We start from the raw sequence: 23,357 nt of genomic DNA, 5'->3' as shown, positions 1-23,357 counted from the left end.
ATCGCACGACCTCTTTCCACGGAAGCCGATGTCCAACGTGCCTGCGCTGTTCGTTCCACCTGGTTCGCACGGCACGGCAATGTGTCGGCTGGCAGCGCTATGCCTGCTGGGGTGGCTGGTCGCCGGCAGTGCATGGGCGCAAACCTACAGCTTCCGCGATTACGCCCAGGCCGATGGCCTGCAGGGCATGACCGTCAACAGCCTGCTCGAGGACCAACAAGGCGTGGTCTGGGTCGGCACCGAACTGGCGTTGCACCGCTTCGAACGCGATCACTTCATCGCCGTCGGGCAGGAAAGCGGCCTGGACGCGCGCTACATCCGCGCATTGACGCTGGATGCGCGCGGGCGCCTGTGGGTGGCCAGCGCCAATGGCGTGTTCGTGCGCAATGGCACCACCTTCAGCCCGGTGTTGCAGAACGGCAGGCCGATCCGTGCCGACAGCGGCAATGTGATCGCCCCGTACGCGGGGGGCGTGGTGGTGGCCAGCGAAAATCAGCTGTTGCATCTGACGTCGACCACGCCAGACGGCTGGAGCGTCCGTGCGCTGCCGCTGCGGCTGGACGACGGCACCACGCTGCCCGCCGGTAAAGCCTTGCTGGCCGATGGCACTGCGCTGTGGGCCAGTTGCGGAAAACGGGTCTGCCGCATCGATGCTAGCGGGCGCATCACCCAGCTTGGCGATGCCGACGGTGTTCCGGAACGGCAGTGGCGTGCGGTGTTCCGCGACCATCGTGGCGACCTGTGGCTGCGCGGTGGCGGCATGGTGCTGTCGCGCGCAGCAGGCGAGCGCGTGTTCCGCAACCATGCGCCTCCGGTCGGCACCAGCTTCGACACCTTGTCTGGCGCAACCACCCTGTCGGAGGATGCCCAGGGCCGTCTGATTACCCGCTCCGACCGCGGAATGGTGCGCTGGGAAGGCGATCACTGGCGCTATTTCGGGCACGACCAGGGGCTGTCGATCAGCCCGATGGTGGGCCCATTGATGATGCAAGGCACCGGCCAGCTGTGGATCGGCACGCGCGGACTGGGTGTGCAGCGTTGGCTGGGCTACGGCAACATCGAACACTGGGACGAAAGCCAGGGCCTGGCCGAAGCGCCGACCTGGGCCATCCAGCGCCTGCCGAGTGGCGAGCTGCTGGTAGGCGGCGATGCAGGCTCCAACGTGCTGGATCCGCATACCGGACGCATGCAGCCGTGGACCCTCGCCGATGGCGAGCCGTTGCTGCAATCGATCTCCATCGCGCTGTCGCCGAAGGACGGTGCGGCCTGGGTGGCGCGCTCGTCCGGTGCCCTGGCCCGTCGCGACCCGCAGACGGGCAAGACCTTCGACATGCTGCAGCTCGGCCTGCCCACCAACAAGGTGCTGTTCGATTCGCGCGGCCTGCTCTGGGTCACCACGCCGCGCGGCCTGTACTTCATCACGCCCGAGCTGCCGTTGCAGGCCAGGCGCGAGGAAGCGGTGCCGGCAGCGTTCGTCGGCGATATCGAACTGGATGGCCGCGGGCGCCTCTGGGCCAGCACGCGCGAAGGGTTGTATCGCCAGGAAAACAACGGCCACTGGCTGCAGGTTAAGGTGCACGGCAACCTGCCCAGCCACGATTACTTCCTGCTGGATTTTTCTGCCGACGGCCAACTCTGGTTGTCCTTGCGCGACACCGGGCTGTGGCACGGCGCCGTGCAGGACGATGCGGCGGTCACACTCACTGCAGTCAGCGACCCGCTGGTGTCGCGCGTGATGCCGTTCATCCTGCATCACGACAGCAAGGGACGCTTGTGGCTGGGCAGCAGCCAGGGACTGGATCTGCTGGACCACGGCCACTGGACGCGCGCCACGCGTAGCGAAGGGTTGTTGTGGGACGACGTGTCTGCCAATGCGCTGTTCGAGGACGGCGATGGCAGCGTCTGGCTTGGCAGCAGCCGCGGGCTGACCCATCTGATTGATCCGTTGCGCGTGTTCGCCTCGCCGCCGCTACGGGTGGAAGTGCTCCGCGCGCAGCGTGGCGGGCAGACCATTGCGGCCGGTGCGCAGGTGCCCTGGTCGCAGGTTCCGCTGGACGTGGATCTGAGCACGCCCGGCGCCGAAGGCGGCCCGGACCGCATCAGCTTCCGCTACCGCGTGGAAGGCCACCAGGCCAGCTGGACCAGCACCTCGCTCAGCCACATCACCTATCCACTGCTGCCGCCTGGCCGCTATGCGCTGGAGGTGCAGGCCGTGGACGCGGGCCTGCGCAGCGCCAGCCCGATCACGCGGTTCGCCTTCGTGCTCACCCCACCCTGGTGGGGCAGCATTCCCGCCTACATTACGTATGTGCTGCTGGCGATCGCAGCGGTGATCGTGCTGTTGCGCTGGCGCACGGCCAAACTGCTGCGGCGCAAGCGCGAGCTGGAGCAGCTGGTTGCCGAGCGCACTGCCGAGCTGGAACAGGACAAGCGCGACCTGGAATCGGCACGTGCCGAACTCGCCCTCAAGGCCACCCACGACGAACTCACCGGCCTGCTCAACCGCTCCGGCATTCTCGCCACACTGCGCGAGATGCTGCTGCGGGCAGATGCAACGGCGCGGCCATTGGCGGTGGTGCTGATCGACCTGGATCACTTCAAGCTGGTCAACGATCAGCACGGGCATCTGGCCGGCGATGCGGTGCTGGCCGGGGTCGGTCGTCGGATGGATACGCTGGTGCGTGGAGACGACCGGATCGGCCGCTATGGCGGCGAAGAATTGCTGGCGCTGCTGCCGGGGCTGACGCACGAAGCCACGCACCGGCTGGACGCGCTGCATCGCGGCATCTGCGGCGATTACCCCATCGATGGCGGTTGGCTGCACGTCACCTGTTCGATCGGCGTGGCCTGGTTTATTCCCGGCGAAACCCTGGAGCAATTGCTGGCGCGCGCCGACGCCGCGCTGTACAGCGCCAAAGGCAGTGGCCGCAATCGCATCTATTACGATGCAGCCCACCTCGCTGCGCCTGCAGCATCCGGCAGTGTCGGTGCCTGATTGCTGCGATCGGGCCACGCTGATCGCGCTTCATCGCACGCATGCGCATCGGTCGTTCTCGCTCGACCACCGCCAGCCTCGATGCCGCATGCTGCAAGGGACGCCAGGCAGTACGCGATCATCAAATGCAGTGATAACGTGCAGTCGCAGTGCTTGCATGCAAAACGTCGGCCTGGTGCAGCAGTTGCGCAATGACCGTGGTGCAGGCACTAAAGTAAATCGCGTGAACAGCCGCTAGTCGATATATCGCGGCCTGCTATAGGGGGCTGCCAATGGCAAGCGTGAGTCACCCGCGCGAGGGGCGCGGACCGCACGCACCGATGCGTGGGAGATTGCAACGCCCGTGGGGTTTTTGCACCGCCAATGGAGGACGTCAGGCCGAGGAGCATCGTTCGCTGCGATGCTGCTGGCGTTGCTGTCGTTTGCCGATCTGGCCAACGCACAGAGCGCCAGCATCCGCCGCTATGCCCACGACCAGGGCCTGCTCGGTCTTGCCGGCACCTGCCTGTTGCAGACCCGCAGCACCTTGCTGTGGGTGTGCACAGAAAGCGGGCTGTATCGCTACAACGGGCGCAGCTTTCAACAGGTGCCGCTGGACGGCCTGCGTAACGAGACCATCAGCTCGATGACCGAAACCGCCGATGGGCGGCTGTGGGTTGCCGGCTTCCAGGCGCTGTTCGTCGGCGACGAAAACGGGTTTCGCAAGCTGGCGCCGGATGAAGCCGAGCACCTGCAGGACCAGATGCAGCTGGCCAGCCTGCCCTGGGGCACCGTGCTGGCCAATGACGGCACGCTGGAACTCCTGCAGGCCCGTGCCAGGGACCGCTGGCATAGCGAACCGCTGCTGGACACCGCAACGCGGGTGCGCGTTCCGGAGGTGTCCAAGGTGCTCAGTCTGTCGGTGGATGGCGACACGCTGTGGGTGGGCTGCGCGCGCAAGCTGTGCGCCATCGATGCGCAGCGCAAGGTGCAGGTGTTTGGCCCCGAACAGGGCGTGCCGGACGACCGTTGGTATAGCGTGCTGCGCGACCACGACGGCGCACTGTGGGTGCGCGGTGTCGGCACCCTGCTCTATCGCGCACGCGGCGCCAGCAACTTCAGCGTTCGCCCGCTGCCGCTGCTGGATAGCAGCACGGTCGGGCGGCAGGCGCCACTGGTCATGGACCGCGAAGGGCGCGTGCTGGTCCGTCGCAACGATGGTCTGGTGCGCTGGGAAAACGGCCACTGGCGTAGTTTCGGTGCCGACAACGGGCTGCCGCCCGGCAGCAGCGATGCAATCGTGGTGGACCGCGAAGGCGACGTGTGGATGACCGTCGACGGCGAGGGTCTGGTGCGCTGGGCCGGCTACGAATGGATCGAAAACTGGGATGCGTCGCAAGGCATGCCACCTGCGCCAACCTGGTCGTTCACCCGCGACGCACAGGGCGCACTGCTGGTTGGCAACGAACACGGCGTCGGCCGCCAGGCCGCCCCGGATGGCCGCTTCGTCCCGGCCCTGAAGAACGCCGGCATCCAGGTCGTGGGCCTGCAGCGCAGCGCAGATGGCAGCCTGTGGACGCTCAATTCGGCCGGGTTCCTGCGCCGCACCTGGCCAGACGGGCACAGCGCGCAGATCGCCAAGCTGCCGCGCACCGCGCGCCGCCTGCTTATCGACCGCCAGGGCCGGCTGTGGATGCTCAGTGCCGGCGGCTTGTTCGTAATTGAACACCCGCTCGAGGGCGGCAGCATGCAGGCGGTGGCCAACATGCCCGCCATCGCCTACACCGATGTCCAGCAGACCGCCGACGGCACGCTGTGGATGGCTACCGCCAACGGCTTGTTCCGGCTGCAAGGCGAGCGCTGGTCCAAGGTCAAGGTGAAGGTCAACGGCGGCGCGTCCGAGCCGTGGATCAGCAAGATCCACATCAGCGACAGCGGCGAGGTGTGGCTGGCCTTCTACCGCCCCGGTCTGTGGCACGGCATGTTGCTGGACGACGGCCTGGACCTGCGGGAAATCAGCGACGAGGCATTGCGCGATGTCGGCGTGTACCTGCTGAGCGCCGACAGCGTCGGCCGGGTCTGGGTGGGCCATGCGCGCGGCGTGGAGGTGTACGACGGCGAGCGCTGGGCGCATCTGTCGCAGTCGCAGGGGCTGATCTGGGATGACGTGTCGGAGGCAGCGTTTGCCGAAGATCCGGACGGTTCGGTCTGGATCGGGACCGCACGCGGGGTGAGCCACCTGAGCGATCCGGCGCGCCTGTTCGACGAGCGCCAGCCCAGCGTGCGCATCGACAGCGTCAGCCGCGGCGGCGCGCGGGTGCAGCGTGGGCAACTGTTGGGATGGAGCGACAAACCGCTGCATATCGAGTTGTCGACGATGGAGGTCTACGACGACCCCAGCCGGCTGACGGTGCGTTATCGCCTGCTGGGCCTGCACAACGAATGGATCCAGAGCGATTCCCTGTCGATCGACCAGCCGCCGCTGCCGTCCGGGCATTTCCGCCTGCAGGTGCAGGTGCTGGACCGCTACCGGCGCACCGCCTCGCCGATTGCCGACCTGCCCTTCGCGGTGGCGCCGCTGTGGTGGCGCAGCCCGCCGGCGATCGCGCTGTATGTGCTGATCGGCAGCGGCCTGTTGATCGGCCTGTGGCGCTGGCGCCACCGCCACCTGGTCGCGCGCGAACGCATGCTGGCCGAACTGGTGGCCGAGCGCACCTATCAACTGGAACGCGAAAAACGCGAACTGGAAAGCGCGCGTGCGGCGCTGGCGTTGAAGGCCAGCCACGACGCTTTGACCGGCCTGCTCAATCGCTCCGGCATCCTGGAAGCGATGGCCGAAGAACTGCAGGCCTGCGCGCACGGCGCGCACCCGCTGGCGGTGGTGTTGATCGATCTGGATCATTTCAAGCTGGTCAACGACGAACACGGGCATCTGGTCGGCGATGCGGTGCTGGCCAAGGTCGGCGCACGGCTGACCGCCTGCCTGCGCGATTCGGACAAGGTGGGCCGCTACGGCGGCGAAGAATTGCTGCTGTTGCTGCCGGGCATGACCCAACAGAGCCAGCACCGGCTGCGCGCCATCCACGAAGCGCTCAGCCTTGCCCCGTACGAGGTGGGTGCCGCACGCCCGCTGCAGGTGACCTGCTCGGTGGGCGTGTCCTGGTTCCGCGTCGGCGACACCGCCGCCTCGTTGCTGGCGCGTGCCGACGAGGCGCTGTATCGGGCCAAGCGCTCGGGCCGTAACCGCATCGAACCGGAGGAGCCGGAAAGCTCGGTGGCCTGAGCCGCGCAGGCAAGACGCGTGCAAGGGCGCGGGGTAGCGCGGTCGTCCGCTGCCGGCCCGCGGCGCATGCGCAAGCGGAGTCTGCCGGCGCGATGCACTTGCCACGTTGCCTGCGCGGCGCGGCGGCCGATGCGCATCTGCCGTTGTCGTGGCTGGCTGCGGTGGTGGTGCTGGTGATCCTGGCCCTGCTGATGCTGGCACTGGTGATTTTGGTGCTGTCGCGCCGCTTTCAGCAGCGCACCGACGTGCTGGCGCAGTCGCTGGCCAAGGCCAATGCCGACCTCGCGCTGGCCGCGCTGCACGACCCGCTCACCCGCCTGCCCAACCGCGTGCTGCTGCACGAGCATGTGCTGCAGAACATCGAACGCGCCCAGCGCCAGGGGCAGCGCTTTGCGGTGATGCTGATCAACCTGGACGGCTTCAAGGTGGTCAACGACGGCTACGGCCATCAGCTGGGCGACCGCCTGCTGATGGTGGTGGCCGAGCGTCTGAACGCGCACCGGCGCGCAAACGGCAGCCTGGCGCGGCTGGGTGCGGACGAATTTGTGCTGGTGGCCGACATCGCCGAGCCGGAAGATGCCGCCGCCCTCGCCGCACATCTGGTGCAGGCGCTGACGGTGCCGTTTCTGGTTGCCAACCACGAACTGCGCCTCAGCAGCAGCATTGGCATTGCGCTGTACCCGGAAGATGCCGGCAGCGAGCACCAGCTGATGACGCATGCCGACGCAGCCATGAGCCATGCCAAGCACGCCGGCCGCAACCGCTACAGCTTTTTCGAACACTCGATGACGGCCACCACCCGTGAGCGCCTGCAGCTGCTGCAGGAACTGCCGCGCGCGCTGGAACTGGGCCAGTTCGTGCTGCATTACCAGCCCAAATACTGCGCCGACGACGGCCGCCCGATTGGTGCCGAAGCGCTGATCCGCTGGCAGCACCCCGAGCGCGGCCTGGTGCCGCTGGACAGCTTCATCCCGCTGGCCGAACGCAGCGGCATGATCGGCCTGCTCGGCAGCTGGGTGCTGCGGCAGGCCTGCCGCCAGATGCGCGACTGGCGGCAGGCCGGGCACGGCGACTGGCGGGTGGCGGTCAATCTGTCGGCGATCCAGCTGGCCTCGCCCAGCCTGCTGGACGAAGTGGCCACCACGTTGAGCGAATTCGCGCTGGCGCCGGGCCAGCTCACCCTTGAAATCACCGAAACCATGGCCATGCGCGACGCCGACGCCTGCCTGCGCACCCTGGGCCAGCTCAACGCGCTGGGTGTGCGCATTGCCATCGACGACTTCGGCACCGGTTATTCCAACCTGCTCTATCTGCGCAAGCTGCCCGCGCACGAGCTCAAGATCGACCGCAGCTTCGTGCAGGCCATGGACGGCAGCGCCGAACACATCGCCATCGTGGCGGCGGTGGTGGCGCTGGCGCACACCATGCGCCTGCAGGTGGTGGCCGAAGGCGTGGAAACTGCCGCCCAGCGCAACACCCTGGAGCGGCTGGGCTGCGACCAGCTGCAAGGCTATCTGCTGGGCCGCCCGATGGACGCCGAGCGCTTCATCGCCACCGTGGTCGCCCAGCGCGACGGCCCGCGACGCCTCGTCGGCTGAGCAACACACGGCGTCAAACGCCCGCCCACGCAGCCGCTCAAACGCCGCTTGGCTGAGCCGAGCACCAGGCCAGACCGCTACAGCAACGCAGCAGCTCCGCGGTGCAGTGCTTCCACCACGCAGCCACAACTTCCCGCCAGCGGCTCAGCTCGCGGCTACTGCTGTTCCGAATCCCCAATCCCGATTCCCGACTCCCCGCCCCACAAACTGGAACGCCGCTTGCATCAGCTGGGTTAATCCCCTACCGGCACCTCCATGTCCGAGTCCGACGACGGCGGCGAGCGTACAGAGCTTCCCACTGAAAAACGCCTGCGCGAGGCGCGTGAGCAGGGCAACATCCCGCAATCGCGGGAGTTGTCCACCGCCGCGGTGTTCGGCGCCGGCGTGTTTGGCCTGATGGCACTGGCGGGCGGCATCGGCAATGGCACGGCAGTGTGGATGAAGACCGCGCTCAGCCCCGACCCGAGAATGCGCGAAAACCCGATGGCGCTGTTTGGCCACTTCGGCGACCTGCTGATGCAGCTGCTGTGGGTGATGCTGCCGTTGATCGGCGTCTGCCTGCTGGCCGGGCTGGCCGGCCCGCTGCTGATGAGCGGCCTGCATTTTTCCGGCAAGGCCATCATGCCCGACCTCAACAAGCTCAACCCGGCCAACGGGATCAAACGCATGTGGGGCAGCAACAGCCTGGCCGAGCTGGTCAAGTCGATCCTGCGCCTGCTGTTCGTCGGCCTGGCGGCCTGGCTGTGCATCTCCAAGAACCTGCACGGCCTGCGCTCGTTGGTGAACCAGCCGCTGGAACAGGCCGTGGGCAACGGCCTGGACTTCACCAAGAGCCTGCTGTTCTACACCGCCGGGGCCTTGGTGCTGCTGGCCGCCATCGACGCGCCGTACCAGAAGTGGAACTGGATGCGGAAGCTCAAGATGACCCGCGAAGAGATCAAGCGCGAGATGAAAGAGAGCGAGGGCAGCCCGGAAGTGAAGGGCCGCATCCGCCAGATGCAGATGCAGATGTCGCAGCGCCAGATGATGGAAGCGGTGCCCAAGGCCGACGTGGTGCTGATGAATCCGACCCACTTCGCGGTGGCGCTCAAGTACGAGGGCGGCAAGATGCGCGCCCCGATCGTGGTGGCCAAGGGCGTGGACGAAATGGCCTTCCGCATCCGCGAAGCCTGCGAACAGCACCGGGTGGCGATCGTCACCGCACCGCCTTTGGCACGCGCCTTGTATAGGGAAGCACAAATCGGCAAGGAAATTCCCGTGAGACTCTATTCGGTCGTGGCCCAGGTGCTCTCCTACGTCTACCAGCTGCGTGGCTGGAACGGTGGCCCGATGCCGGAATTGCCGTCGTTGGACGTGGATGAGTTCGGCAAGGGAGCCAGCGCATGAGCGCCCGCCCCGCTCCGATGAATGCCCGCCGCGTGATGGAGCTGCTGCGCAACGGCCTGGGCGCCCCGCTGGCCTTGATGGCCATGCTGTCCATGCTGATGGTGCCGCTGGCCGCACCGGTGCTGGATGCGCTGTTCACCTTCAACATCGCCATCTCGCTGATGGTGCTGCTGGCGGTGGTGTACGTGCAGCGCCCGCTGGAATTCACCATTTTCCCGATCGTGCTGTTGATGACCACGATGCTGCGGCTGGCGCTCAACGTCGCCTCCAGCCGCGTGATCCTGATCAACGGCCAGGACGGCCACGCCGCAGCCGGCAAGGTCATCGAGGCCTTCGGGCAGTTCGTGATCGGCGGTAACTACGCCGTGGGTATCGTGGTGTTCGCGATCCTGACCATCATCAACTTCGTGGTCATCACCAAGGGTGCCGGGCGCGTGTCGGAAGTGACCGCCCGCTTCATCCTGGACGCCATGCCCGGCAAGCAGATGGCCATCGACGCCGACCTCAACGCCGGTTTGCTGACGCGCGAGGAAGCCAAGGCCCGGCGCGAAGAAGTGCGCGAGGAAGCCGACTTCTACGGCGCGATGGACGGTGCCAACAAGTTCATCCGCGGCGACGCCATCGCCGCCATCCTGATCCTGTTCATCAACCTTATCGGCGGCATGGCGGTGGGCATGTTCCAGCACGGCATGAGCTTCATGGATGCCGCGTCCACGTATACCTTGCTGTCGATCGGCGACGGCCTGGTGGCGCAGCTGCCGGCCCTGCTGGTGTCGTCTTCGGTCGCCTTGCTGGTGACCCGCGCCTCGCGTGCGCAGGACATGCGCGGTGCCATGATCAGCCAGGTGTTCGGCCAGCACCGCGCCCTGGCGGTAGCGGCCGCCATCCTGGGCCTGGTCGGCCTGGTGCCGGGCATGCCGAACGTCGCGTTTTTGACGCTGGGCCTGATCCTGGGCGTGATCGCCTGGAAAATGTACAAGCGCAGCCTGGTGGTCGCCCCCACCGGCGACCCGGCCACCGATCCGCAGGCGGCTGCGGCCGCCACCGCCGCCCAGGCCAGTTCGGAATTGAGCTGGGACGAACTGCGCCCGATCGACCCGCTGGGCCTGGAAGTGGGCTACCGGCTGATCCCGCTGGTGGACAAGAACCAGGGCGGCGAACTGATGGCGCGGATCAAGGGCGTGCGCCGCAAGCTCACCCAGGACATCGGCTTCCTGGTGCCGCCGGTGCATATCCGCGACAACCTGGAGTTGTCGGCCAACGCCTACCGCCTGCTGGTGCACGGCGTGCCGGTGGCCACCGCCGAAATCTATTCCGACCGTGAGCTGGCGCTGGACCCGGGCGGCGCGCTCGGCCAGCTCGACGGCATTCCCGGCAAGGACCCCGCATTCGGCCTGGACGCCACCTGGATCCAGCCGCATCAGCGCGCCTATGCCGAATCGATGGGCTATACCGTGGTCGACCCGGCCACCGTGGTCGCCACGCATCTGTCGCACCTGATCCGCGAACACGCCCCGGAACTGCTCGGCCACGAAGAAGTGCAGCAGTTGCTGGCCACCCTGGCCAAGACCGCGCCCAAGATGGTCGAAGACCTCACCCCCAAGGCGCTGCCGCTGTCGGTGGTGGTGCGCGTGCTGCAGAACCTGCTGATCGAGCGCATCCCGGTGCGCCAGCTGCGCAAGATCGTCGAAGCGCTGGTGGAGCACGCCCCGCACAGCCAGGACCCGGCCACCCTCACTGCCGCCGTGCGCACCTCGCTGGGCCGCTTCATCGTGCAGGAAATCGCCGGCATGTCGGCCGAGTTGCCGGTATTCACCCTGGCCCCGCAGCTGGAGCGCGTGCTGCAGGAATCCACCCACGGCAACGGCGTGGCGCTGGAACCCGGCCTGGCCGAGCGCCTGCACCAGAGCCTGGCCGATTGCGTCGGCAAGCAGGAAGCCCGCAACGAACCGGCCGTGGTGCTGGTGCCCGGCCAGGTCCGCGCCGCCCTGGCCCGTCTGGTCCGCCACAGCGTGCCGACCCTGTCGGTGCTGGCCTATAGCGAAGTGCCGGAAGACAAGCGCCTGAAGCTGGTCGGCACCATCAGCTGAGGTTTGCGCTGTTACGCCGCGCAACCCATGACATGCCGTGGACCGGGCAAGGTCGCCGCCCTATGTAGGAGCGACCTCGGTCGCGAGGGCGTTACCGGAACGCCCCATCGCGCCCAGGTGCCCTGCGACACGCTGCGCTGCCCCTTGTAGAAACGCCCTTCGGCGCGACAGGCGTTACCGGGACAGTCCGTCGCGCCCAAGGGCGCTCCTAAGGAGTTGTCAGCTCCCCGCCGTCACCACGCCGGCCGGCAATGCCTGCAGACCGGCGACCGACCGCCGTCTCCGGCGTCGGAAAGCCGCCACTGGCCCGGACCTCCAATCGATTGCACGACACCAGCCATTTCCAGGCGTTCCGGGCCCGCCACGTTCGGCGCCCAGCCCGCCGGCGCATCGACCGGCACGGTGACGCCCACGTATTGCGCTGCCGCAAAAAATGTCAAGCATGCCAATGACTTGAAAGCGCCAACCCGGGCCGAACGCACAGATTCCGCCCCGTCCCCGATCACCCGGATCCCCGCGCCGGAACCCCGGCATCCCGTTTTGGCACACCGCATGCATTAGCTCTGGCGAGACCGCAGCCAGCAACACCGCTACGGGGCGCGCGCAGGACTTGGAACAACGAACGGGACAGGCAACTCATGACGCTGGCAACACACCCACATTCATCGCGCACCCGCCCGGCGTCCGGCGGGTCCCGTTCCTGGAGGCACTTCGCATGAAAATCAAACGCTTCGTTGCCCCGGACATGCGCACCGCATTCCGCATGGTGCGTGAAGAACACGGCCCGGACGCAGTGATCCTGTCCAACCGTCGCACCGCCGAAGGCATCGAGATCGTCGCTGCCAGCAACTACGACGAAGAACTCGTGCAGCGCGCCCTGGAAACCGCGCGCTCCGAGCCGCCGGCTGCACACAGCGAGCCGGCGCCCATCCAGCAGGCAGCTGCCCCGCAAGCCCCTGCCCGCCCGGCCGCGCCGGTGCACGCGCCGCTCAAGCCGGCTGCCGAGGCCAACGTGAGCCAGCGCCAGCGCGTTGCCAGCGCCGCCGAAGACATGATCGCCGCCATGGCGCTGCGCCAGCCGGTCAACGTGCCGCGCCAGGCGCCGGTCGCCGCACCGGTGCGCACCGCCTCCATCCCTTCGCCGGCCGCCCAGGCGCTGGCCCACGCGGTTGCCGTCACCACTGCACCGCGCCAGGAACACGCGCTGTCGGCCGTGCCGGAACAGCTGTTCGCCGACTTTTTGACGACCGCCCCGGTGCAGCGCCCGGCCGTGCATGCCGCCCCGGTGCAGGCGCCGACCCCGATCATGGCCGCCGCCGCTGCCCCCGTGCATGCCGGCTACGGCCAGGACGAAGACGACCGCGACGACGCAGCCGACTTCGATCTGGACGACGCGCTGCCGCAGATCCTGCCGCCGGCCGCACTGCCGCCGCTGGTGGTCGCCCCGGTGGCGCTGGCCGCGGTGCCGGTCGCCGCCGCCCCGGCGCCGCAGAACGATGAAGAACTCAAGCAGTTGCGTGGCGAGCTGGCGCTGATGCGCCAGATGATCGAGCGCGAAATGAACCGCCTCACCGACGAGCGCCTGCGTGGCTCCCCGGTGCGTGCGCAGGCCCTGGAGCTGATGGACGACTACGGCTTCGACGCCGGCCTGATCCGCGACGTGGCCCTGCAGATTCCGGCCGATACCGAATTGCACCGTGGCCGCGGGCTGATGCTGGGCCTGTTGTCCAAGCGTCTGCCGGTCGCCCCGGTCGACCCGCTGGAACGCGGCGGCGTGATCGCCCTGGTCGGCCCGACCGGTGCCGGCAAGACCACCACCATCGCCAAGCTCGCCCAGCGCTTCGCTGCCCAGCACGCCCCGCGCGACGTGGCCCTGGTGACCACCGACACCCAGCGCGTCGGCGGCCGCGAGCAGCTGCACAGCTACGGCCGTCAGCTCGGCATCGCGGTGCACGAAGCCGACAGCGCCGAAAGCCTGCTGGACCTGCTCGAGCGTCTGCGCGATTACAAGCTGGTACTGATCGACACCGCCGGCATGGGCCAGCGCGACCGCGCCCTGGCCGCGCAGCTGAACTGGCTGCGCGCCGCCCAGCAGGTCACCTCGCTGCTGGTGCTGCCCGCCAACGCCCATTTTTCCGACCTCGACGAGGTCGTACGCCGCTTCGCCCACGCCAAACCCCAAGGCGTGGTGCTGACCAAACTCGACGAGACCGGCCGCTTCGGCAGCGCCTTGTCGGTGGTGGTCGACCACCAAATGCCCATCACCTGGGTGACTGACGGACAGCGGGTCCCTGACGACCTGCACCGCGCCAATGCCGCCAGTCTCGTTCTTCGTCTTGAAGATTTGCGGCGCGCTGCCGATAAGCCCTGTACTCCGGAGCACAACCATGCAGTCGCGTGAATACGCCAAGCTGACCAACGCCTTCCCCCTGTCGGCGACCCGTCCCGAGCCCTTGGGCCCGGTGCGCACCATTGCCGTGACCGGTGGCAAGGGTGGCGTGGGTAAAACCAACATCTCCGCCAACCTGGCCGTGGCGCTTGCCGACATGGGCAAACGCACCCTGCTGCTGGACGCCGACCTTGGCCTGGCCAACCTGGATGTGGTCTTGGGACTCTCGCCCAAGTACACCCTGGCCGACCTGATCGCCGGCCGTTGCACGCTCGATGAAGTGATCATCGAAGGCCCCGGCGGCGTGCTGGTGGTGCCGGCCGCGTCCGGTCGCCGCCACATGGCCGAACTGGCCCCGGCCCAGCACATCGGCCTGGTCAACGTGTTCTCCGAACTGGAACGCGACCTGGACGTGATGGTCATCGACACCGCCGCCGGCATCACCGACAGCGTGCTGACCTTCTGCCAGGCCGCCCAGGACACCGTGGTGGTGGTCTGCGACGAGCCGGCCTCGATCACCGACGCCTACGCGCTGATCAAGGTGCTCTCCCGCGAACGCGGCGTAGACCGCCTGCAGATCATCGCCAACATGGTGCGCGACCCCAACGAAGGCCGCCTGCTGTACGACAAGCTCTCGCGCGTGTGCGAAAAGTTCCTGGGCGATGTGTCGCTGAACTATCTCGGCCACGTGCCGCAGGACGACTGGTTGCGCCTGTCGGTGCAGCGGCAGCAGCCCGTCATCAAGGCCTACCCGTCCAGCCCGTCGGCGCAGGCCATCGCAGAAATCGCACGCCGTACCTCGCGCTGGCAGGCCCCCACCGTGTCGCGCGGCAACGTCGAGTTCTTTGTCGAACGCATCATCCAACGGGGAGTGGCCGCATGAGCACCGCTACCGCAACCACGGCCAGCGCGCAGTACCGCGCCGTGCAGCGCAACAACGCCAACGACGTGGTGACCCAGCACGCCGACCTGGTCCGCCGCATCGCCCACCATCTGGCGGCGCGTCTGCCGGCCAGCGTGGAAGTGGACGACCTGATCCAGGCCGGCATGATCGGCCTGATCGAAGCCTCGCGCAGCTACGACTCCGAACAGGGCGCTTCGTTCGAAACCTATGCCTCGATCCGCATCCGCGGCTCGATGATCGACGAGATTCGACGTGGCGACTGGGTGCCGCGTTCGGTGCACCGCCGCGCCCGCGACGCCGCTGCCGCCGTGCGCAAGATCGAACAGAACACCGGCCGCGCCGCCGCCGCCACCGAAGTGGCTGCCGCGATGGAAATGCCGCTGCCCGACTACCTGCGTCTGATGGAAGACGCCGCACGTGGCCAGGTGCTGAGCCTGGAATCGCGCATCGAAGATCACGGCGAGCTGGACACCACCGCCAAGGGTGGCCCCAACCCGCAGCAGATGATGGAGCGTGGCGAATTCGGCCGCGAGCTGGGCAAGGCCATCGGCCAGTTGCCCGAGCGCGAGCAGCTGGTGCTGTCGCTGTACTACGAACAGGAATTGAACCTGAAGGAAATCGGCGCCGTGCTCGGTGTCAGCGAATCGCGCGTGTGCCAGATCCACGGCCAGGCAGTGGTGCGTTTGCGGGGCCGCCTCAAAGTCTTCGAACTGGCCGATGCCGGTGTCGAAATTGACGAATAATTTTTCGCGTAATTTTTCGTGTTAGGAGCTTGATGTGAACAAGAACATGCGGATCCTGATCGTGGACGACTTTTCGACGATGCGACGTATCGTCAAGAATCTGTTGGGCGATCTCGGCTTCACCAATACCGCAGAGGCCGAAGACGGCAACAGCGCCCTGGCGGCGTTGCGTGCCGGCCCGTTCGATTTCGTGGTGACGGACTGGAACATGCCCGGCATGACCGGCATCGACCTGCTGCGCAACATCCGCGCCGACGCCAAGCTCAAGCACCTGCCGGTGATGATGGTGACCGCCGAAGCCAAGCGCGAACAGATCATCGAAGCCGCGCAGTGCGGCGTGAACGGCTACATCATCAAGCCGTTCACCGCGCAGACGCTGGAAGAAAAGCTGGGCAAGGTGTTCGAACGTCTGGCGGCCACCGCCTGATGAACGCCACCGTGGAAACCAATGCCGAACGCGCCGCGTTGATCGACCGCCTGCAAGGCGCGCTCGACGCACTGGAAAGCGGTGACGAAGCAGCGTGGAAGCGCGAGGTCGACCACCTCGCCGCCCTGCGCACGCGTCCGATGATGCAGGGCCTGAGCCGGCTCGCCCGCGAACTTGGCCAGGCACTGGGCGAACTGCCCACCGTGCCCGAAGAGGCCGGCGAACTGGACGATGCGTGTTCGCGCCTGGACCACGTGGTGGAAATGACCGAAAAGGCCAGCCATCGCACGCTGGATCTGGTCGAAGAATGCCGCGAGCTGGCCAACCAGTTGCGCGATGGCGGTCTGAATCAGGACCAGGGCGCGTTGCTGGAAAAGATGCGCCACAACCTGACCGAACTGTCGCTGGCGCAGAGCTATCAGGATTTGAGCGGCCAGATCATCCGGCGCGTGGCCGGCATCGTGCGGCGCGTGCATGAAGGCTTCGGCGCGCTCGGCCTGCCGCCGAAGAGCACCGAACCGAAGAAAGACGACGGCGGTCTTGCCGGTCCTGCAGTCAAGGGCCTGGACCGTCACGCGGTGTCGCAGGACGACGCCGATGACCTGCTGTCCGGATTGGGGTTGTAACCATGAGTGCTGTTCCAGACGATATTGCTGCCGATTTCATCGTCGAGGCCCAGGAAATCCTGGATCGCCTCGGCGAACAGCTGGTGTCGCTGGAACAGACACCAGACGAGGCCGACCAACTCAACGCGGTGTTCCGCGGCTTCCACACGCTCAAGGGCGGCGCCGGCTTTCTGGCGATCAAACCGATGGTGGAGCTGTGCCACGCCGCTGAAGAAACCCTCGGCATGGCGCGCTCCGGCCAGGCGGTGCTGCAGGCGCATCACTTCGATGCCGCGCAGCAATCGCTGGATTATCTGCAGGCCATGCTGGATGCGATGGGCACCGGCGAGCCGGTACCGCACGCGCCGGCCGCGTTGATTGCACAGTTCGATGCAAAGAGCGGCCCACCGGCGGTCAAGGCCGTGCCTCAGGCAGCCGCTGCCAAACCGGCGGCGGCCGCACATGCCGACGATGCGCATGCGCCCGCTCCCAAGGCGGCCGGCAAAGGCGCAGCCAAGGGCGGCGCCGAAGCCGAACAGACCGTGCGCGTGGATACCAAACGCCTGGACGCCATCGTCAACCTGATCGGCGAACTGGTGCTCTCGCGTAACCGCTTGAAGACCTTGCGCACCCGCCTGCGCGATGAAGAACTCGACCGCGCGGTGAGTACGCTGGACATCGCCACCGCACGCCTGCAGACCGCGGTCATGCGCACCCGCATGCAGCCGGTGAGCAAGGTGTTTTCGCGCTTTCCCAAGGTCGCCCGCGACGTCGCGCGCTCCTTGTCCAAGGAAGTGGAGCTGGAACTGATCGGCGCCGAGACCGAGCTAGACCGTAATCTGGTCGAGGCGCTGGCCGACCCGCTGGTGCACCTGGTGCGCAACGCCATCGACCACGGCATCGAATCGCCAGCCCTGCGCGAAGCCACCGGCAAACCGCGTAGCGGCCATGTGCGCCTGTCGGCGCAGCAGGAAGGCGACTACGTCAGTATCGAGATCCAGGACGACGGCGCCGGCATCGACCCCGAACGCCTGCGCGAGATCGCCCGCAACAAGGGCCTGATCGACGCCGAAGCCGCCGCCCGCCTGAGCACCGACGAGTGCCTGCATCTGATCTTCATGCCGGGCTTTTCGACCAAGGCGGAAGTGACCGACATCTCGGGTCGCGGCGTCGGCATGGACGTGGTGCAATCGCGCATCCGCGAACTCAGCGGGCAGATCCAGATCCAGTCCGAACTGGGCCGCGGCAGCCGCTTCATGATCCGCGTGCCGCTGACCCTGGCCATCCTGCCCACGCTGCTGGTGCAGGCCGGCGAAGCCGTCTACGCCCTGCCGCTGGCGCGCGTGGTCGAAGTGCTGCACGCACCGCAGACCTCGCTGGGCTGGTTCGACGGCCGCGCCGTGCTCGACCGCCGCTCGCACACCCTGCCGCTGATCGACCTGCGCCGCTGGCTGGGCGTGCCTGCCGAACAACCGCCGCTGCTGACCGTGGTGCTGCTGCAGGCCGGCGAGACCCGCTTCGGCCTGGTGGTGGACCAGGTGCGCGGCCGCGAGGAGGTGGTGATCAAGCCCCTGCCCCGTGCCCTGCGCGGCCTGCCCGGCTACGCCGGCGCCACCCTGATCGGCGACGGCCGCATGGCGCTGATCCTGGATGTGGATGGCTTGCGTTCCAGCGATCATTGAGGTTGGGGAATCGGGAATCGGGAATCGTCAAGACGATCCTGGTTCTGATGTATCCCCACATTTCTTCCTGCAAGATCAAACACTTGGTGTGCCAGGATGTGGAAGAAAGTGCGCGCATGGGGCACGCTTCAAGGTGACTAAGCCAAAGAAGAGTACCGACCATGCGCGCCAGCGAAGTATTGCAGAAATGCTTGTCTAACTCACTCTCCGGGATGCATGCATTACGCCAACGCAGCTTGCTGCGCGCGGTTGAAGCGCTAGTGCATGGAGGCCGGCTGACGTTGATCGACATCGCACGCGCGTGGCCAGGCGCGACGCGGGTACGTGCGCCCCTCAAGGCATGCGACCGCCTGCTGTGCAATCGCGCGTTGTACGCCGAGCGATCCGCCATCGAGCGGGACATGGCGCATTGGCTGTTGCGCGGCACGCAGCCGGTGATCATCATCGATTGGAGCGATCTGAAGCCGGACAAATCGTGGTGCCTGCTGCGTGCGGCCGTCCCGATCGGTGGGCGCACGCTCACCTTGCTGGACATGGTGGTTCCGGGAAAGCAACAAGGCTCTCCTGGCGCGGAGAAGCGTTTCTTGCAGCAACTGCGCGCATTGATTCCAGACGATGTGCGTCCGATCCTGGTCACTGATGCCGGCTTCCGCACGCCATGGTTTCGTGCGGTGTCGGCGATGGGCTGGGATTGGGTTGGGCGACTGCGTGGACACACGCAGGTCAAGCCGCAAGCCGTGCCCGATGATGTAACGCAATGGATCGATAGCCGGAACCTGCATGCATTGGCTTCCAATCGTGCAAACGAATTACCACCGATGCAGATCAATCGTAGCGATCCACTCAATTGCCGCCTGGTGCTCTATGCCAAAGCACGAAAAGGGCGTCAGCACCGCAACCGGCGCTCACCTGCCAACGTCTCGCGTGCATCATCGAGCCTGAAAGCAGCAGCGCGTGAGCGCGAGCCGTGGTTGATCGTTGCATCACCCCAGTTGCACGCACCCAGCGCAACGCAGTTGGTCAACCTGTACGCACGGCGGATGCAGATCGGGCTGGCATTTCGTGATCTGAAATCGCACCGCTACGGCCAGGCAATGGAAGACAGTTTGACCCGGCGCGGTGAGCGCCTGCAGATCCTGTTGTTACTCCACACGCTGGCCACCTTCGCCAGTTGGCTGGCAGGACTCGGCTGCGAAGCCACCGGCATCGCACAGTGGCTATCGCCGCGCAACAGTACCCGCAAGCTCTATTCGACACTGCGTGTCGGCCGCGAGGCGTTGGTCAGGCGCTGGCCGATGGAACCGGTCTCACGCTGGCTAGAACGCTTACGCACACTGCCCGACGCAGTGCGCGAGCAGATGACGTTGGTGCTGTAAAACGTGGGGATACCTCAGATCCTGGTTGCCTGATCTAATGAGTCGCCCCTGAAAAACCCCCAAACCACATCCATTGCAGGGCTTTCCCCGCATTTTCGACGTGCTGGAACTGCCAGTTTTCGTTAATGTACGCACTGGTTTCTGGCAGTTTTCGCCCATGCGCACACGCCGTCCCGCTGCCGATCACTTACCTGCCGATGAGTTGTTTCGTTCGCGTCTGGAAAACCAGATCGACCTGCGCCATCCACTGGTTCAACTAAGCCATCGGCTGCCGTGGAGTGTGTTGGAGCAGGCGCTATCGCCACGATTGCCGGCCACAACTGCCAGCGGCGGACGGCCCGGCCTGCCGATGCGTCTGATCGCCGGGCTGCTCTACCTCAAGCACGCCTACGACCTGTCCGACGAGGCCGTATGCGCGCGCTGGCTGGAAAATCCGTACTGGCAGTTCTTCACCGGCGAGGTGGTATTCCAGACCTGCTTGCCGTGCGATCCCAGTTCCCTGACACGTTGGCGACAGCGTCTGGGCGAAGCGGGCATGGAAGAGCTATTGGCGCACACGATCAACACCGCGCATGCGATGAAGGCGGTGGATGCACGCGAGTTGTCGCGGGTGATCGTGGACACCACCGTGCAGGAAAAGGCGATCGCCCATCCCACCGACAGCCGGCTGCTGGAGGTGGCGCGCAAGAAGCTGGTGCTGCTGGCCAAGCGCCACGGCATCGCACTACGACAGACCTATGCGCGGCAAGGCCCGGTCTTGAGCCGCAAGGCCGGGCGCTATGCGCATGCGCGCCAGTTCAAGCGCATGCACAAGGTGCTGCGACGCCAACGCACGCTCCTGGGACGCGTATTACGCGATCTGCAACGCAAGCTGGACCCCTTGGTGCGTGAGCGCATCAGTGTCTGGCTGGAACGCGCACAACGGGTGTTGACACAACGCCCCAAGGACAAGCAAAAGCTCTACGCCCTGCATGCGCCGGAAGTGGAATGCATGAGCAAGGGCAAGGCGAGGACACCTTACGAATTTGGCGTCAAGGTCGGCATTGCGGTGAGTGCGCGCAAAGGCTTGATCGTGGGCGCGCGCAGTTTTTCCGGCAATCCTTACGACGGCGATACGTTGGCCGAGCAGCTGGAGCAGACGCGTGGGTTGCTGCAGGATGTGAATGTAACCCCGACGTCCCCCCGTCCTGAGTAGCGGCCGGGTCTAGAGTCCGGGGTTGATGATATCGGTGTTGGCCAGCTGTTGGGCATACGCGGAGGGCGTCATGCCGCCGATTGCTTTCTTGGGTCGCTCCTCGTTGTATTCGCGTCGCCAGCGCTCGATCTCGGTGCGTGCGTGCAGCAGTGTCGGGAACCAGTGCTCGTTGAGGCATTCATCGCGCAACCGGCCGTTGAACGATTCGACATAGGCGTTCTGGTTTGGCTTGCCGGGTTGGATGAGTCGCAACTGCACGCCACGCGCATGCGCCCAGGTGACCATCGCCTTGCCGCAGAACTCCTTGCCGTTGTCGGTGCGGATCACCTGCGGCAAGCCGCGGCTGATGGCCAGCCGCTCCAGCACACGCGTCACGCCATGGCCCGAGATTGCACGCTCCACCTCGATGGCGACCGCTTCGTGTGTGGCGTCGTCCACGATCACCAGGCACTTGATCGCCCGGCCGTCGGCGGTGCGGTCGAACACAAAGTCCATCGACCACACCTGGTTTGCCTGCAATGGCCGCAGCAGCGGCTGACGCTCGCCCACTGACACTTTCTTGCGCTTGCGGCGGCGGACCTGCAGCTGCTGCTCGCGGTACAAGCGCTCCACACGCTTGTAGTTCACCAGGCGTCCTTCCTGGCGCAGCTTGAGATAGATCATCCCCACGCCGTAGCGCTTGTGGCGATGCGCCAGTTCCACGATGCGCTCGCGTAGCGCAACGTTGCGGTCCTCGCGCGGGCAATAGCGCAGCGCACTGGCGCTCATGCCGATCGCGGCCAACGCGCAACGCTCGCTGGCCCCTCGCCCCATCCACTCGCGCACCAGCGCACGACGCGCCGGTGCGCTCACCATTTTTTTTGCAGTGCCTCCTTGATCAGATCGTTCTGGAACACCTGCTCGGCGAGCAGCTTCTTCAGGCGCGTGTTCTCTGCCTCCAGGTCCTTGAGTCGCTTGGCATCGGGCACGCTCATCCCGCCAAACTTGCTGCGCCACAGGTAGTAGGAGGCCTCGCTGAAGCCATGGCGCCGGCACAGGTCCTTGATCGCCACGCCGCTTTCGGCCTCACGCAGAAAGCCGATGACCTGCTCGTCAGTAAAACGCTTCTTCACGTCCAATCTCCTTCGGGTAGGGAATTGGACTCCAAACTGCGGCGCTACTCAAAATCGGGGGGACGTCGACCCCGCAGGTAGCGATCGTGGACCTGGGGTATCGCGGACGTGAGGTAGATGGCGTGCAGATCCTGCATCGCGGCAAGGCCAAGACGCTGACACGACGGCAATGGAGCTGGATCAAACGCCGGCAAGCGGTGGAGCCGGTGATTGGACATCTGAAACAGGACTGCCGCTTGAATCGCTGTTATCTAAAGGGTGCCCAAGGCGATGCACTGCACGTGCTCGGCTGCGCCGCCGGCTACAACCTGCGCTGGCTGATGCGCTGGATCGCCTTTTTGCGTGCCTGGTTGCAGGCGATGGCAGGGGCATCCTTGAGCCTGGCGCACCGGTCGCCGCTGACCTTTGGTGCTTGAAGGGGGTTTTTCAGGGGCGACTAATGACAACGGCCGCGTACTGCGGCCGTTATCGTTTCACTACCAACATCGCTGCCGATCTACGCGGCTACGCGCGCGGGCATGGGCGCGACGGTTTGGCGAAGGTCAGGCTGCCGTGGAAGTGAACCTGAAACTGTTATTTCACTAGCCCTCACACCATCCGGTGTTGAGGCGCAATCGACTGCTCTCGCTGTTGCTCCTGCTGCTGGGATTGCTGTTGGCGCTGAGTTTCGCCCAAGGCCTGTAATTGCGCCAAGGATTGCTCGACGGGCTGCGCAATCGCATCACTCGTCTTCATATGCGCCATCTTGTGAGCGGGATCGTTCAACGCACCTTCCACAACGAAGACGTTCTCGCCCTGGCGCACGGACTTGGTGTTCTCGCTCAGCACGACATGATCGATTCGCGACAGCCCGTTCTCTTTGGCTAAATACGCGCTGCTTGCTGCCAGCCGTGCGCTGTTGTCGTCGTACTCGCGGCCGAGACCTTGCTCAAGGCGGCGAACGGCTTCTTCTGCTTGGTGATGCAGCGGATCTGCTGGCGGCACTCTCGCGAGCGGTGTTACTTCCTGTAGTGGAGATACCTGCTCACCGGATGGCTGCGCCTCACCAATCACCTTCTGCCAAAGTTCCTGCTTGGGCTTGGGATTGTTGTGCTCCTTATTCAACTCACTTTTAGGCACAGGAGCAGGAATGCTCTTGATATCATCTACGTTTTCTACGGGTCTGATATCCCCCTCAAAGCCTTTATCAACTCCACCTTTTGTCTTCCGGTGCAGTCCAGCGTGATTGAGCGCATCCCATGTGAAGTCGATACAACTGTTTTTAGCACCGTGATATTCCATATTGAACCCGTGCTTAGCAGGGGCCGCGCCGAAGGCCTCCAGCTTTTCATACTGCGCCTTATCGATCTCCATCGTGCGTGAGTAATATGGTTTTTGGTAGGTATCAACGTCATTGAACGAAACTTTTCCTGGCCCGCTAGCCTCGCCATGCTTGATGGGCGAGAACCCATAACTTTTGACAGTCGTTCCGTCGTCAATCGAGTAGTACATATGGCCACCGAAGGATGTGCCTCCGGCCATCAACGGCGTACCTGCGGCAGCGACGTAGACAGTGACTGCATAGCGCTTTTCATGACCATCCATGTTCATTCC

13 protein-coding genes and 3 pseudogenes are annotated in these 23,357 nt (G+C 65.8%); 14 read left to right on the top strand and 2 right to left on the bottom strand.

Translation table 11 applies throughout. The features are described from left to right. Nucleotides 1–79: 79 nt before the first annotated feature. The 13 genes and pseudogenes from M3O59_RS09815 to M3O59_RS09755 all read left to right on the top strand — a co-directional run. Complete coding sequence (locus M3O59_RS09815; RefSeq protein ID WP_064634993.1) at nucleotides 80–2,995, top strand: ligand-binding sensor domain-containing diguanylate cyclase; 2,916 nt, start codon at nucleotides 80–82, stop codon at nucleotides 2,993–2,995. A 343-nt stretch (nucleotides 2,996–3,338) separates the two neighbouring features. Further along, the gene (locus tag M3O59_RS09810; RefSeq protein ID WP_116905567.1) at nucleotides 3,339–6,257 is read left to right on the top strand and encodes a ligand-binding sensor domain-containing diguanylate cyclase; all 2,919 of its coding nucleotides are present in this window, start codon (nucleotides 3,339–3,341) and stop codon (nucleotides 6,255–6,257) included. 116 nt (nucleotides 6,258–6,373) lie between these two features. Beyond that, nucleotides 6,374–7,855: pseudogene (locus M3O59_RS09805) on the top strand (putative bifunctional diguanylate cyclase/phosphodiesterase); the annotation flags it as partial. Between the two features lie 255 nt (nucleotides 7,856–8,110). After that, nucleotides 8,111–9,241, top strand: coding sequence for a flagellar biosynthesis protein FlhB (flhB, locus tag M3O59_RS09800; RefSeq protein WP_064634900.1), 1,131 nt, complete (start codon nucleotides 8,111–8,113; stop codon nucleotides 9,239–9,241). A 17-nt stretch (nucleotides 9,242–9,258) separates the two neighbouring features. Continuing rightward, on the top strand, nucleotides 9,259–11,331 hold the full coding sequence (gene flhA / locus M3O59_RS09795; protein ID WP_181920519.1) for a flagellar biosynthesis protein FlhA: 2,073 nt from the start codon (nucleotides 9,259–9,261) through the stop codon (nucleotides 11,329–11,331). Between the two features lie 715 nt (nucleotides 11,332–12,046). Then, nucleotides 12,047–13,732, top strand: a complete 1,686-nt coding sequence (gene flhF / locus M3O59_RS09790) for a flagellar biosynthesis protein FlhF (protein ID WP_116905566.1) — start codon at nucleotides 12,047–12,049, stop codon at nucleotides 13,730–13,732. Further along, nucleotides 13,719–14,603, top strand: a complete 885-nt coding sequence (locus M3O59_RS09785; protein WP_064634904.1) for a MinD/ParA family protein — start codon at nucleotides 13,719–13,721, stop codon at nucleotides 14,601–14,603. Before flhF ends, M3O59_RS09785 begins: the two co-directional genes overlap by 14 nt. After that, nucleotides 14,600–15,367, top strand: coding sequence for an RNA polymerase sigma factor FliA (locus M3O59_RS09780; protein ID WP_010374297.1), 768 nt, complete (start codon nucleotides 14,600–14,602; stop codon nucleotides 15,365–15,367). The genes M3O59_RS09785 and M3O59_RS09780 overlap by 4 nt, the downstream gene beginning before the upstream one ends. Before the next feature lie 34 nt (nucleotides 15,368–15,401). After that, entirely contained in the window at nucleotides 15,402–15,794 is a 393-nt protein-coding gene (gene cheY, locus M3O59_RS09775) for a chemotaxis response regulator CheY (RefSeq protein WP_002813536.1), read from the top strand. Continuing rightward, nucleotides 15,794–16,420: a protein phosphatase CheZ gene (locus M3O59_RS09770; RefSeq protein WP_010374309.1), complete on the top strand. Its 627-nt coding sequence runs from the start codon at nucleotides 15,794–15,796 to the stop codon at nucleotides 16,418–16,420. The genes cheY and M3O59_RS09770 overlap by 1 nt, the downstream gene beginning before the upstream one ends. Before the next feature lie 2 nt (nucleotides 16,421–16,422). Continuing rightward, nucleotides 16,423–18,081: a chemotaxis protein CheA gene (locus tag M3O59_RS09765; protein ID WP_116905565.1), complete on the top strand. Its 1,659-nt coding sequence runs from the start codon at nucleotides 16,423–16,425 to the stop codon at nucleotides 18,079–18,081. Nucleotides 18,082–18,242: 161 nt separating this feature from the next. After that, entirely contained in the window at nucleotides 18,243–19,457 is a 1,215-nt protein-coding gene (locus M3O59_RS09760) for an IS4 family transposase (protein WP_330462630.1), read from the top strand. Nucleotides 19,458–19,614: 157 nt separating this feature from the next. Continuing rightward, nucleotides 19,615–20,631, top strand: a pseudogene (locus M3O59_RS09755) (IS5 family transposase); the annotation flags it as partial. A 30-nt stretch (nucleotides 20,632–20,661) separates the two neighbouring features. Here the strand turns inward: M3O59_RS09755 and M3O59_RS09750 are convergent. Continuing rightward, nucleotides 20,662–21,764, bottom strand: a protein-coding gene (locus M3O59_RS09750; protein ID WP_330462629.1) for an IS3 family transposase whose coding sequence is annotated in 2 segments (ribosomal slippage) — nucleotides 20,662–21,515 and nucleotides 21,515–21,764 — 1,104 coding nt in all. Because the reading frame shifts where the segments join, the coding sequence is not laid out codon by codon here. 71 nt (nucleotides 21,765–21,835) lie between these two features. Here M3O59_RS09750 and M3O59_RS09745 point away from each other — a divergent pair. Further along, nucleotides 21,836–22,180 (top strand): annotated as a pseudogene (locus M3O59_RS09745) (hypothetical protein); the annotation flags it as partial. Between the two features lie 172 nt (nucleotides 22,181–22,352). Here the strand turns inward: M3O59_RS09745 and M3O59_RS09740 are convergent. After that, nucleotides 22,353–23,255 carry an XVIPCD domain-containing protein gene (locus M3O59_RS09740; RefSeq protein ID WP_181920684.1) on the bottom strand — a complete coding sequence of 301 codons (903 nt, stop codon included), beginning with the start codon at nucleotides 23,253–23,255 and terminating at the stop codon, nucleotides 22,353–22,355. Nucleotides 23,256–23,357 lie beyond the last annotated feature (102 nt).

It is taken from the genome of Xanthomonas nasturtii, from assembly GCF_023337365.3.
Classification (GTDB): domain Bacteria; phylum Pseudomonadota; class Gammaproteobacteria; order Xanthomonadales; family Xanthomonadaceae; genus Xanthomonas; species Xanthomonas nasturtii.
This window is presented reverse-complemented; position numbering and strand designations above follow the sequence as displayed.

Excerpts from the sequence above, each read along its gene's own strand:
- M3O59_RS09815 (WP_064634993.1), top strand. The coding sequence starts at position 80 with ATGTGTCGGCTGGCAGCGCTATGCCTGCTGGGGTGGCTGGTCGCCGGC.
- flhB (WP_064634900.1), top strand. The coding sequence starts at position 8,111 with ATGTCCGAGTCCGACGACGGCGGCGAGCGTACAGAGCTTCCCACTGAA.
- flhA (WP_181920519.1), top strand. The coding sequence starts at position 9,259 with ATGAATGCCCGCCGCGTGATGGAGCTGCTGCGCAACGGCCTGGGCGCC.
- flhF (WP_116905566.1), top strand. The coding sequence starts at position 12,047 with ATGAAAATCAAACGCTTCGTTGCCCCGGACATGCGCACCGCATTCCGC.
- M3O59_RS09785 (WP_064634904.1), top strand. The coding sequence starts at position 13,719 with ATGCAGTCGCGTGAATACGCCAAGCTGACCAACGCCTTCCCCCTGTCG.
- M3O59_RS09780 (WP_010374297.1), top strand. The coding sequence starts at position 14,600 with ATGAGCACCGCTACCGCAACCACGGCCAGCGCGCAGTACCGCGCCGTG.
- M3O59_RS09770 (WP_010374309.1), top strand. The coding sequence starts at position 15,794 with ATGAACGCCACCGTGGAAACCAATGCCGAACGCGCCGCGTTGATCGAC.
- M3O59_RS09765 (WP_116905565.1), top strand. The coding sequence starts at position 16,423 with ATGAGTGCTGTTCCAGACGATATTGCTGCCGATTTCATCGTCGAGGCC.
- M3O59_RS09760 (WP_330462630.1), top strand. The coding sequence starts at position 18,243 with ATGCGCGCCAGCGAAGTATTGCAGAAATGCTTGTCTAACTCACTCTCC.
- M3O59_RS09740 (WP_181920684.1), bottom strand. The coding sequence starts at position 23,255 with ATGTACTACTCGATTGACGACGGAACGACTGTCAAAAGTTATGGGTTC.